The organism is Leptotrichia sp. HMT-225, from assembly GCF_030644325.1.
Taxonomy (GTDB): domain Bacteria; phylum Fusobacteriota; class Fusobacteriia; order Fusobacteriales; family Leptotrichiaceae; genus Leptotrichia; species Leptotrichia massiliensis.
Genome location: NZ_CP130323.1, coordinates 1,508,859 through 1,520,714, shown reverse-complemented (window position 1 = coordinate 1,520,714; position 11,856 = coordinate 1,508,859). Strand labels below are relative to the sequence as shown.

General features: G+C 29.8%; 10 protein-coding genes. 1 reads left to right on the top strand and 9 read right to left on the bottom strand.

The window, feature by feature from the left end; all coding sequences use genetic code 11:
* Positions 1-5: 5 nt before the first annotated feature.
* Positions 6-1,004 (top strand): tRNA dihydrouridine(20/20a) synthase DusA, encoded by a 999-nt coding sequence (gene dusA, locus QU666_RS07420; RefSeq protein ID WP_021768423.1) that lies wholly within the window; start codon positions 6-8, stop codon positions 1,002-1,004.
* Positions 1,005-1,159: 155 nt separating this feature from the next.
* On the opposite strand, the gene trpA is transcribed toward dusA, so the two are convergent.
* The 9 genes from trpA to QU666_RS07375 all read right to left on the bottom strand — a co-directional run bounded on the left by trpA (position 1,160) and on the right by QU666_RS07375 (position 11,677).
* Positions 1,160-1,933 carry a tryptophan synthase subunit alpha gene (trpA, locus tag QU666_RS07415; protein ID WP_036069971.1) on the bottom strand — a complete coding sequence of 258 codons (774 nt, stop codon included), beginning with the start codon at positions 1,931-1,933 and terminating at the stop codon, positions 1,160-1,162.
* Positions 1,926-3,173, bottom strand: coding sequence for a tryptophan synthase subunit beta (gene trpB, locus QU666_RS07410; RefSeq protein WP_036069973.1), 1,248 nt, complete (start codon positions 3,171-3,173; stop codon positions 1,926-1,928). The genes trpA and trpB overlap by 8 nt, the downstream gene beginning before the upstream one ends.
* Positions 3,174-3,209: 36 nt before the next feature.
* Positions 3,210-3,935: a phosphoribosylanthranilate isomerase gene (locus tag QU666_RS07405; RefSeq protein ID WP_021768426.1), complete on the bottom strand. Its 726-nt coding sequence runs from the start codon at positions 3,933-3,935 to the stop codon at positions 3,210-3,212.
* A 19-nt stretch (positions 3,936-3,954) separates the two neighbouring features.
* Positions 3,955-4,680, bottom strand: coding sequence for an indole-3-glycerol phosphate synthase TrpC (trpC, locus tag QU666_RS07400; protein ID WP_021768427.1), 726 nt, complete (start codon positions 4,678-4,680; stop codon positions 3,955-3,957).
* Between the two features lie 443 nt (positions 4,681-5,123).
* The gene (locus QU666_RS07395; protein ID WP_304984794.1) at positions 5,124-6,335 is read right to left on the bottom strand and encodes an ATP-binding protein; all 1,212 of its coding nucleotides are present in this window, start codon (positions 6,333-6,335) and stop codon (positions 5,124-5,126) included.
* 123 nt (positions 6,336-6,458) lie between these two features.
* Positions 6,459-8,105, bottom strand: a complete 1,647-nt coding sequence (trpD, locus tag QU666_RS07390; protein ID WP_021768977.1) for an anthranilate phosphoribosyltransferase — start codon at positions 8,103-8,105, stop codon at positions 6,459-6,461.
* Positions 8,106-9,440: an anthranilate synthase component I family protein gene (locus QU666_RS07385; protein ID WP_021768976.1), complete on the bottom strand. Its 1,335-nt coding sequence runs from the start codon at positions 9,438-9,440 to the stop codon at positions 8,106-8,108. It abuts the gene before it with no gap.
* Between the two features lie 942 nt (positions 9,441-10,382).
* Positions 10,383-11,531 (bottom strand): PTS sugar transporter subunit IIC, encoded by a 1,149-nt coding sequence (locus tag QU666_RS07380; protein WP_021768975.1) that lies wholly within the window; start codon positions 11,529-11,531, stop codon positions 10,383-10,385.
* A complete protein-coding gene (locus tag QU666_RS07375) occupies positions 11,528-11,677 on the bottom strand; it encodes a hypothetical protein (RefSeq protein WP_021768974.1) in 150 nt (49 codons plus the stop codon). Before QU666_RS07375 ends, QU666_RS07380 begins: the two co-directional genes overlap by 4 nt.
* Positions 11,678-11,856 lie beyond the last annotated feature (179 nt).

Genomic DNA, 11,856 nt, shown 5'->3' with positions numbered 1-11,856 from the left:
AATGTATGAAAGGAAATGTAGTGGAAAATAAGATAAGCATAGCTCCAATGGTGGATAGGACGGATAAGAATTTTAGAAATTTTGTGAGAATGATAAATAATGATGTTTTGCTGTATACTGAAATGATAACTGCACAAGCAATTTTAAATGGAGATTTAGATTATATTTTGGGGTTTAATGAAATTGAGCATCCTATTGTTTTGCAAATTGCAGCAACTAATCCAAAAGAGGCGTATGAAGCCATAAAAATTGCTGAAAAATATAATTATGATGAAATAAATCTAAATGTTGGTTGTCCGTCTGACAGAGTTTCTGGAAATATGATGGGTGCTTATCTTATGGCATTTCCAGAAGAAGTTGCAAATATTGTTAGAGCAATGAAAGATGCAACAAGTAAGCCAATTTCGATAAAGCATAGAATTGGGATTGATGGGAAAAATATATTGCCTGATAGCTTTGAACGTACGTTGCTCGATAAATATGAAGATATGATGGACTTTATCAACATTACTAGAAGAGCTGGTGTAAACAAATATATAATTCATGCAAGAATAGCGATATTGGCAGGACTTGATCCAAAACAAAACAGAACTATTCCACCGCTTAGATATGATGAAGTTTACCGTGTAAAAAATGAAAATCCAGATTTACATATAGAAATTAATGGGGGAATAAAAACAATCGAAGAAATTGACAATCATTTAAAGTATGTGGATTCCGTAATGTTAGGGCGTGAAATTTATGACAATCCTATGATTTTAACTGAATTTGGAAAATATTATGGAAAAGAAATAAATATTACTCGTAAAGAAATTATTGAAAAAATGATTTATTATGTTGAAAACATTGAAAAACAATCTCTTCGACCTCATTTGTTCCTAATGCATACTCATGGATTATTTCACAACGTACGTGGTAGTAAGGCTTGGAAAATAGCTATTAATGAGCCAAAAGCGAATTCTGATACATTAAGAGAACTGTTGAAAGGAATAGAAAATTTTTAACAAAATAGAAATTAACATAATTTTCTTTTTATTTATATTTCATATAAAGGAGCACGTCTCATAAGGTAAGAAAAATTTAAAATCATAAATTTTATATTTAATTTAATAACAAAAAAATTTTCACTTATGAGACCTCTTTTTAAGTTTAATAATAGCTACTCAAACAACTCATTAATTTTCTGAATCAAATAATTCACATCATTTTTTTCTAAAAATTCAACAATACTCGTTCCCACAATCACTCCATCCGCATATTTTCTCATGGTATTCACATTGTCATTAGTTTTTATCCCAAAACCTAATGAAACTGGCAAGTCTGAAACTTCTCTTATTTCATTAATAAAAGATTCTAAACGTGGCAAATCAACTTGTTTTGAACCTGTAACTCCAAGAGAACCAATTGCATAAATGAAGCCGTCACCTTGAGAAATAATTTTTTTCATTCTGCTTCCAGAAGTAACGCTTACAAGAGGGATAAGAGCGATATTGTTTTCTCTTAGTTTTTCCGACATTTCAAAGGCTTCTTCGTAAGGCAAGTCTGGAATGATTATACCTTTAATGTTAGCTTCGCAGCATTTTTTGATAAATTCGTCAATTCCATAAGCAAATATTAAGTTGTAGTAAATTAAAAAAATTAAAGGTTTTGAAATATCGTTTTTTATTTCTGTTAGTAAATCAAATACAGTGTCAGTAGTAACTCCAGCTTCTGAAGCAAGAAATGAAGAGTGTGAAATCAATTTTCCATCGGCTAGGGGGTCAGAGTAGGGAATTCCGATTTCAAGCATATCAAGAGCTGTATTATCCAAATTTTGTAAAAATTGTTTTGTAAAATCAACACTTGGATAGCCTGCGACAATATAACCAATGTTTACTTTTTCTTTTTCTCTAAAAATATCAATAATTTTCTTATCTAATTTTTTTTCACTCATTTTCCAAACCTCCATTTAACTCATAAATTCCATTTTTTCCGCCAGTTTCCTTATCTTTTAACACAGAAAAAACAGTGTGCATATCTTTATCTCCACGTCCAGAAACGTTTACGACGATAGTTTCTCTTTTGTCTTTAGAAAGTGCAGGACATAATTTTTCAAGATAGGCTAACGCATGGGAACTCTCAATTGCTGGAATAATACCTTCTTTTCTTGTAACAAGCATTAGCGCCTTCATTGCCTCATCATCAGTAATTGGTGCGTAAGTTGCCCTTTCTGTATCAAATAGATGTGAATGTTCAGGACCTACTCCCGGATAATCAAGTCCAGCTGAAATTGAGTGAACTGGACTTATTTGTCCGTATTTGTTTTGAAGAACATAAGTTTTCATTCCGTGGATAATTCCAGGTTTTCCAAGTGTCAATGTGGCAGCGTGCATATCTGTGTCAATTCCGTATCCTCCAGCTTCAACTCCATAAAGTTTTGTTGAGCTGTCTTCCAAAAATGCACTAAAAATACCAATAGCATTACTTCCGCCACCAACACAGGCAATCACGTGATCAGCATGCTTTCTAAGTTCCTCTAGCTGTGCTTTTGCTTCGTAACCGATAATTGACTGAAAATCACGCACGATAGTCGGATATGGATGAGGCCCTACAACAGATCCGATTACATAAAACACAGTTTCTATCTCTGCAACCCAAGACTGAATAGCCGCAGTTGTCGCTTCCTTCAAGGTTTTAAGCCCGTCTTCAATCGAAATAACTCTCGCTCCCAAAAGCTCCATTCTAAAAACATTTAATTTTTGCCGTTCAATGTCAACAGCTCCCATGTAAACGTCACACTCCAAACCTAATAGAGCGGCCGCAGTAGCAGTAGCAACTCCGTGCTGTCCAGCCCCAGTTTCAGCAATAACTTTCTTCTTCCCCATTTTTTTAGCAAGTAAAACCTGCCCAAGCGCATTATTAATTTTATGAGCACCAGTATGGTTCAAGTCTTCTCTTTTCAAGTAAATATCGTGGTTATAATGATCACTTAAGTTTTTTGCATAATAAAGCGGAGTTTCACGTCCAACATAATTTTTTAGCAAATTATCAAATTCTTGAAAAAATTCCTTGTCATTCTTCAGCTTTTCATATTCGGTTTCCAGTTCCGATAGAGCAAACATCGCAGTTTCAGGTACAAATTGTCCACCAAATTGCCCAAAATATGCCTTTTCATTAAAATGTTTATTTTCCATATTTTTTCCTTTCGTATTCATCTTTTAAAATTATTATTATTTCTTTTTTACCAAATTTACAATATTTTCAACTAATTTTTTATTTTTTCTATTATTAACTTCAACTTTGCTGTTTATATCCAAAATGGCAGGCTTGTACTCAAGCGCTTTTTGAATATTCTCAATCGACAGCCCTCCAGCCAGTACAAATGAATACTTATCTAATTTTTTTAAAATACTCCAATCAAAGACAATTCCATTTCCCCCACGATTTTCTCCTTTTGCGTCAAATAGAGGGTATTCAATATATGGCTTGTAGTCAGCAATATTCGGAAGTTCATCAGTCACTCCAAAAACTTTCCAAATTTCTGTCTTAGGCGGAAAATTTTTACGTTTTCTAAAGCAGCTTTTCTCATAAAGTTTTTCCAATTTTTTCGTAAGCTCCACACAATATTCCACCGATTCATCTCCATGCAGCTGCACAATATCAATATCTGTTTCTTCCACAATTTTTACAACATTCTCAATCATCGCATTTACAAACACTCCTACAGTTTTTTTCCCATGCCTGTGTGCAATCCGTGTAATTTTAGCCGCAAGTTCACTATCCACTTGCCTTTGACTTTCTGCAAAAATACATCCAAAATAGTCAATATCCAAAGTTTTCAATTCATTAATTTCAGTAATGCTCCTAATTCCACAAACCTTTAATTTAGTAGTATTTTCTATGAAATTATCAGTTGCCACATTATTTTCTTTTTTCTCCAATTTTTTTCCTTCCATAAATTTATTTTATCAAATTCTAAATAAGCCCTTTCATAAGTGCCTCTCCGATTAGCAGCCCATCCACGTTCAATTTTTCTGCATACTTCACATCTTCTTTTGACAAAAATCCACTTTCACTTACGATAGTCAAATTGTTAAAAACATCGCTTGGAATTTCATTTATCAATTTTTCCGTAGTTTTAATATCAACTTCAAAAGTATTCAAATTTCGGTTATTTATCCCCAAAATCTCCAAATTCGGAATCTTCAAAGCTCTTCTTATTTCCTCTTCATCATGAGTTTCCACCAGAACATCCATTTCTAAATCCTGTGCCAGCTTATGAAGTTCCAAAAGCGTCTTATCATCCAGCATTCTCACAATCAGTAAAATTGCCGAAGCCCCCAAAAATTTAGCATGAGCCACTTGAAACGGAGTATAAATAAAATCCTTTCTCAAAATCGGCATTTCTGGAAATTTTTCCCTTACAATTTTTATAAAATCATTTTCCCCTTTAAAATATTCCTTTTCTGTCAATATCGAAAAAGCTGTAACTCCTTTATCCACATAATTTTGTGCCTGTTTTAACAAATCAAAATCATCGTTTGCAATTTTTCCCTTCGATGGAGAAGCCCTCTTAATTTCCCCAATAATCTGAATTCCTTTTTGATTAAGTGCCTTTTTTAAAGATGGTTGCTTAAAAGACTTTAATTCTTCTTCAAGCTGTATATCTCTTTTAATTTTTATTTTTTCTAAAATATCCATATTTCTCCTTTCGTAGTTTAAAAACTTAATATTGTATTAACAATTTGATTTATTAAATTAGTAGAGAGTATTGTGAAAATAACGAAAATTACTATATTTACTAAAAAAATTATTATTTTTAACCTAATTTTGTATTTTTTCTTTTTTTCTTCATCTTCAATTTTATTTATTTTTTTAAACTTTATAGAGCAAAAATACATAGTTGTTATTTTAAATAATAACCAAATTAATGGAATATTGAAAAAAATATTATCAAATATACTCTCAATAACATAAAGAGGTAGTATTATATATACTAGTATTGAAAATTTGAAGAAAAATATAAATAATAGTATTATTTCTGGGATTATAAAATACCTCAAACATTTTTCTTTATATAAAGTTTTTATCATATTCGCACCATTCTTTCTAAAAATTTTAATTTATAAATATTTTTAACTTTTTTAGTCTTTCAATAAAAAATCAATAATATTCAAATGTTTTATCCCATTTCTTGACATATCAAATCTATCCATAGAAATTACATATTTTGGATAATTATCATTAATTTTTTCAAATGGTAAAAATTCCCTTTTTATAGTATCTTCAGAAGCAAGTAAATATGCTACCTGAATATAAATTTTCTCATTATTTGTTTTTGTACAGACAAAATCTATTTCTAAATTATTCAATTTTCCGATTTTTATGTTATAGCCTTTTCGCAATAATTCCATATATACAATATTTTCAAAAATTTGATTTATATCTCTTTCGTTTGTTTCTAAAATTGCTTCTCTTATTCCATGGTCTGCAATATAATATTTTTCACTCACATTTAGAACTTCTTTACCTTGTATTTCATAACGAGGGACTTTGTGAATCAAAAATGCGTTTTCACAGGCTTTTATGTAATTTAGCACAGTATCTACTGCGACTTTTCTATTTTCGCTTTTAAAATATTTTGAAATTGAATTTGCAGAAAATGTATTCCCAATGTTCATTACGATGTAATTGATAATTCGCTCTAATAATTCAGTATTTCTTATATTGCTTCTTTGAGTAATATCTTTTAATATTATTGATGAATATATATCTTTTAAATATTGCATGCTTGATTCCACTTCATAATTCAAATTATGTAAAAATGGCATCCCACCTAGTTTGACATACTTTTCAAACATTTCTTCTTTTGAAATATTTTTATTTATATTTTGGTATATTGAGCAAAACTCTTTAAATGAAAAAGGGTAAATTTCAACTTCAACGTATCTTCCTGCAAGGTAAGTTGCAAGTTCTCCCGATAACAGTTTAGCGTTGGAACCTGTTATATAAATATCAAATTGCTTATCTTCTGTTCTTAATGAATTTATACACTTTTCCCATTCTTTTACTTCCTGAATTTCATCCAAAAATAGATAACATTTTTCTTCAACATTTTCTGCTTTTTCCAATATATATTCATTCAATGTATCCGCATAGCAAAGATGTTTATTTCTTAAATTTTCAAAATTGATATAAATAAATTGATTTTCGTCAACACCGTTTTTTTTCAATTCTTTCATAATCAATTTTAACATTACAGATTTACCGCTTCTCCTTATTCCTGTCAAAACTTTAATAATATCTTTATCTATAAAGGGTTTAATTTTTTCAAAATAAATTTTTCTTTCTATCATAAAATCACCTCTATAAATATTTTATCATACTTACAACTAATAAAAAAGATATTTTTTAAATTTTTATCAGTTATAATCTATAAAAAATATAAACTAATAGTTTTATCAATTATATCCAAAAAATTATTTTGTGATTTTCACATAATCTTTATAAAACTCATAAACCTTCCCACTTTCAATTGCTTCTAAAACCATATCCTTTGCTTTTGCAGGGTGATCTACCACATCCGCAGTATAAAGTGCGAACATTGCATTCAATACAACAATATCAAATTTTGCTGATTTTTCTTCACCTTTTAAGATTTTTACCAAAATTTCAGCATTTTCCTCTGGAGTTCCGCCTTCAATTTCAGAATGAAAAGCCCGTTTAAAGCCAAAACTTTCAGGAGATACTGTATATTCGAAAATTTGTTCATCTTTTACTTCAATAATTTTAGTGTCATCACAAATTGTTATTTCATCAAGCCCATCATTTCCACGAACAGCTAATGCATGTTTTCTTCCCAGTAATTGTAATGTTTCAGCGTATAATCTGTGTACAGGCTCGTGGTAAAGTCCAACCAATTGGTATTTCAATTTTGTGTTTGGATGAAGCAGTGGACCTAAAATGTTAAATACTGTTCTTATTCCAAGACGTCTTCTAACTTCTCGAACTTCTCCAACTAATTTGTGGAAAAATGGGGCATGAAAGAAAGCAAGATTTTTTACGTGCAGTTTTTCAATTTGATTTGCAAGTGAGTTTTCAAGCGGTACTCCTAGTTTATCAAGCACATCACTGCTTCCACTTTTACTTGAGATTGCACGGTTTCCGTGTTTTGCTACATTTACTCCCATTGCTCCTAGAATAAATGCGACAGCTGTTGAAATATTTATCGTCTTGAATCCATCACCGCCAGTCCCGCAAACATCAATCATATCAGAATCATCTTCAAAAGTTGTACTGTATTCCAGAATATTTTTCACAAATGCTGTAAGCGATTCAGGATAAAGGCTTTTTTCTGAAATTAGTACAAGCAAGGCTCCAAGTTGTACAATGTCATAATTTTTACTGTCAATAATTTTACAGATTTCACGAAAATCAGTATCTGTCAATGCAATATTTTCCTGTAATTTTTTTAAATATTTATTCATATCTATAAAGTTTCCTTTCTCGTTAGTATTTTTAGAATTTTCATCATTTTGCAAAGTTTCTGAAACTTCAATATTCAAGAAGTTTCGTATCATATTTTTTCCATATTCAGTAAAAATTGATTCTGGATGGAACTGTATTCCAAAAATATTTTTACTTTTGTGTTCCACAGCCATCGCAACCCCATCTTCAGACTTTGCCGTAACTTCAAGATCTTCTGGAATATCGTCAACATAAAGTGAATGATATCTCATAACTTTAAATTTTTTTGGCAAGTTTTTAAATAATACAGAATTCTCAGATAAAACTGTAATTTCTGAAGTTTTACCATGTAATGGGTTTTCAAGCCTTTTTATTTCCCCGCCAAAATTCATTCCAATTGCCTGATGCCCAAGACAAATTCCTAAAATTGGAATATTCCCCAGTTCATCAGTATTATTTAAAATTTCTAGGCAAATTCCACTGTCCTTTGGATGTTTTGGACCTGGAGAAAAAATTATTTTACTAGGATTCATTTTTTTTATATCATCAATTGTTATTGCATCATTTCTAACAGTAATAACTTCATCATCAGTCATTTCCTTCAAATATTGCTCAACATTAAATACAAACGAATCATAATTGTCAATCATTAAAATCATTTATTTCACATCCTTTCCACTTTTATTTTCATTGTTTTTATTTTTTTCTTCATTACAGAATTTTTTAAAAATGTTTAGCACAGAAGCTCTTTTATGGCAAATTTCATCATATTCCTTTTCTTTTACAGAATCAAACACAATTCCTGCTCCAGCCTGAATAAATACATTTCGAACCTCATCAACTTCATTTAAGTCATAATTTTTATTTTCAAAAAATGCAGTACGAATAATAATCGCAAGCTGGACATCCCCGTTAAATCTTAAAAATCCAATTCCGCCAGCATAAACATTTCTTTTAAATTTCTCCAGTTCTGAAATGATTTGCATAGCACGAATTTTTGGTGATCCAGAAAGCGTTCCCGCTGGAAGAGCCTGAGCAATAACTTCAAATATCGAAACATCTTTTCGCTTTTTCCCATAAACATCCGTCACAATGTGCATTACATGCTCATAATTCTTAATATGCATAAGATTTTTTACAACGACTGAGCCACTTTCTGCAAATTTCCCAATATCATTTCGAGCCAAGTCAACAAGCATCCTATGTTCAGCACATTCCTTTTCATCATTTAATAAGTCTTTTGCTAAAAATGCATCTTCGTTGGCATCTTTTCCTCTGGGACGAGTTCCAGCGATAGGAGCGATATAAATATTATCTGATGAAATATCAACCAGTATTTCTGGACTAGAACCAACAATGTCCCCATATTTCGTAGGAAAATGGTACATATACGGACTCGGATTTGCCTTTGACAATTTTTCATAAAAATCAAGAGAATCCATATTTGATGTAAGTTTTAACTGCTCACTTAGAACAACTTGAAAAATATCTCCAGACTTAATATATTCCTTCACTTTTTCAATAATTTCATAATAATGTAATTTTTCTTCTTCAAAATCTGTTTTTATATCATAGAATAAATCAGAATCATTAGATTTTTCAGAAATTTTATCATTTAAAAAACTAAAATATTTTTCTTCATCTCCATAAAAGGAAAATTCTTTACTAGTCTTTGAATAGTGTAAATATGCCTTTGCATTGGCAAAAATAAACTGTGGAAATTTAAACTGCTCTTTTTCAATTTTTCCAATTTTTTCAAAAAAATGTATTGACTCATAAGCAAATGTCCCAAAAAGTCCTGCAAAAGGGGAAAGTTTTTTCTGTTTTACAAAAGAATTGTATATTTTTTTTAATGAGTCATAGCTGTATTCATTAGAATCGAAATATTCACAGTCAATCCCAATAATAACTTGCCTTTCATCTTCAGCAAAATAGGAATTGCTAAATTTTTTTCTGATAATAGAATAGTAATAAGTAGGTTTATTTGTTAACATAAAATATCTCACTTTCTATATTATTGTATTTCTCATTTAAATAATAGAAATCAGAAAATTCATTTTTACAAGATTATACTATTATACAATCTGTGTAAATATTAATTAAAATATTCTTTAATTAAATTTTGCTTATTTAGTATTTTTAAAATGTAAAAACTACAACTTAAATATGATAATCTTTATAACTTAATATAGATGTCGTGATTTTTTTGGAATGAAAACGATTGTTTGAGCGTTAGCGAGTTTCGTTTTCGTAGTAATCCAGATTTATCCAAATAATAAATGTTTTGACTACTTTCCCAAATAAAATTTGGGAATATTTCAAAAAAATGCTTAGACGAGTCAGGGATAGTGCGTAGCATTTTCGCTATTCTCTTTAATATGTCATTATTTAAATAACTGTTATTGCGAAATAAAGGGAAATGGCGACTGATTTCCCTTGCTTATATAAAAAGAAAAAACATAGAATTATGAAAAACATTTATTAATAATAAGCAGTTTTCATAATTTGAATAAAAATTCCTAATATGGATACTTAAAAATTAGATTTAATTTTTTTTATAAGATTATAAAATTAATTGTTATAGAATTTTATTTCTATTTTCTAAATGAGGTTTAGTGTTAGTTGAAATTTATAATAAAAAAATTCTCTTAAATCGTTTTACCGACTAAGAGAATTGTATAAAATAAAAGCATTGATTTTGTTTCACCAATGCTTTTCTCACAATATTTAATAATAGTAATTACAATAAATTTCAACATAGCTGGCAAAAAAATATTAAATTGTATTTAATTTTTTCCACCAAGTCCAAGTTTGTCTAATCATTGTAATCACTCCTTAAAATTTTCATTTGTTATTTTATTTTACAAATAATATATCACAAAAAATGTATTTTGTAAAATATATTTTATTAATTTAACCATAACTTTCGCTAATGATTAATTTGTACTTGCTGTTCCGTTTTCTTCCTGTAATTTTTTGTCATCCCATATTTTAAAGAATGGATAGTAAATAGCCGCTGTTATAAAGAAGTTCACTACTTGTATGGCTGTCCCTGTCCAATGATTCGTTGCAAGGAAACCAGAAATAAAAGGAGGCGTTGTCCAAGGCAAGGCGACTCCAGTTACTTTTGCAACTAATCCTGAGTACATAGCTAGATAAGTAACCATTACTGTAACTAAAGGAGCCAATATAAACGGAATAATTAAAATAGGGTTCATAACTATTGGAAGTCCAAATAAAATAGGCTCGTTAATATTGAAAAATGCAGGACCAATTGCTAATTTACCAATTTCTTTAAGCTGTTTACTTTTAGAAAGGAAAAGCAGCATAATAGCAAGAGAGAAAGTAGTTCCAGAACCTCCCATATTATGGAAAATGTCAAAAAACTGAGTTGTAACTATATTTGGAAGAGGTTGTTGTGCACTAAGTGCAATTCTATTCTGATCCATTAATGTATCCAGTACAGGTCTTGCTATACCTCCTGTTACTAGGTTTGAACCATGTATTCCAGCAGTCCATAGTAAATTAGTTATGAAAGAAAGTCCCATCATTCCAAAGAAAGATCCTCCCAATGCTGTAAGCGGTTTAGTTAATACCATTTCAACAACCTTATGAATATTTCCAAATGGAGAAACTTCGAATGCAATTCTTATTATTAATGAAATTAGAATAACAAAAAATCCTGGAATTAATGCAGCAAATGATTTTGAAACTGCAGGCGGTACAGAATCAGGCATCTTAATAATAATGTTCTTTTTTACGATAAGGTTTACAATCTCTATTGCTAAAAGTGACATTATTATAGCTACAAATAAACCTCCACTTCCCATACTAGCTAATGGAATTCCGTTGTTATCAAAAGGTGTTACTAGTAAAAATGCCAAAACTCCTAAGATTGTACTCGAAATTTCATCTAATTTATAGTATTGAGCCAATTTGTATGAAATACCGACACATGCAATAAATCCTAATAAACTAAATGTTACACCAACAGGATAAGATAACCATTTTGCGATAATCTGTCCAGTTGCGTTATTTTTATAAAAGTCAGCTAATGCTGGTATTGGTAAGTTTCCTAAAATCAAAAATACAGATCCTGCAATAATAATGGTAATGTAATAACCATTCCGTCTTTAACTGCTGCCAAGTGTCTCTGCTTAGCCACTTTTACAGCAACTGGCATTAATTTTTCTTCTAAAAATTGTGTAAATTTGTCCATAATGCTTGCCATTTTAATTCCTCCTAAATAATAATTGTTTGAAATTTTAATTTTTAGTTGTAAAAATATTCTATATTTTATCTAAAATAATATTCAATTTCATTTAATGAATAAAGTGTTTGTCGTATATAAAACGAATAGATGATGTAATTAATATGTTAATTTTAAAAATATTTATCAAAATAATTTAT

Excerpts from the sequence above, each read along its gene's own strand:
- dusA (WP_021768423.1), top strand. The coding sequence starts at position 6 with ATGAAAGGAAATGTAGTGGAAAATAAGATAAGCATAGCTCCAATGGTG.
- trpB (WP_036069973.1), bottom strand. The coding sequence starts at position 3,173 with ATGGAAAATAAACATTTTAATGAAAAGGCATATTTTGGGCAATTTGGT.
- QU666_RS07405 (WP_021768426.1), bottom strand. The coding sequence starts at position 3,935 with ATGGAAGGAAAAAAATTGGAGAAAAAAGAAAATAATGTGGCAACTGAT.
- trpA (WP_036069971.1), bottom strand. The coding sequence starts at position 1,933 with ATGAGTGAAAAAAAATTAGATAAGAAAATTATTGATATTTTTAGAGAA.
- QU666_RS07375 (WP_021768974.1), bottom strand. The coding sequence starts at position 11,677 with ATGGCAAGCATTATGGACAAATTTACACAATTTTTAGAAGAAAAATTA.
- QU666_RS07385 (WP_021768976.1), bottom strand. The coding sequence starts at position 9,440 with ATGTTAACAAATAAACCTACTTATTACTATTCTATTATCAGAAAAAAA.
- QU666_RS07395 (WP_304984794.1), bottom strand. The coding sequence starts at position 6,335 with ATGATAGAAAGAAAAATTTATTTTGAAAAAATTAAACCCTTTATAGAT.
- trpC (WP_021768427.1), bottom strand. The coding sequence starts at position 4,680 with ATGGATATTTTAGAAAAAATAAAAATTAAAAGAGATATACAGCTTGAA.
- trpD (WP_021768977.1), bottom strand. The coding sequence starts at position 8,105 with ATGATTTTAATGATTGACAATTATGATTCGTTTGTATTTAATGTTGAG.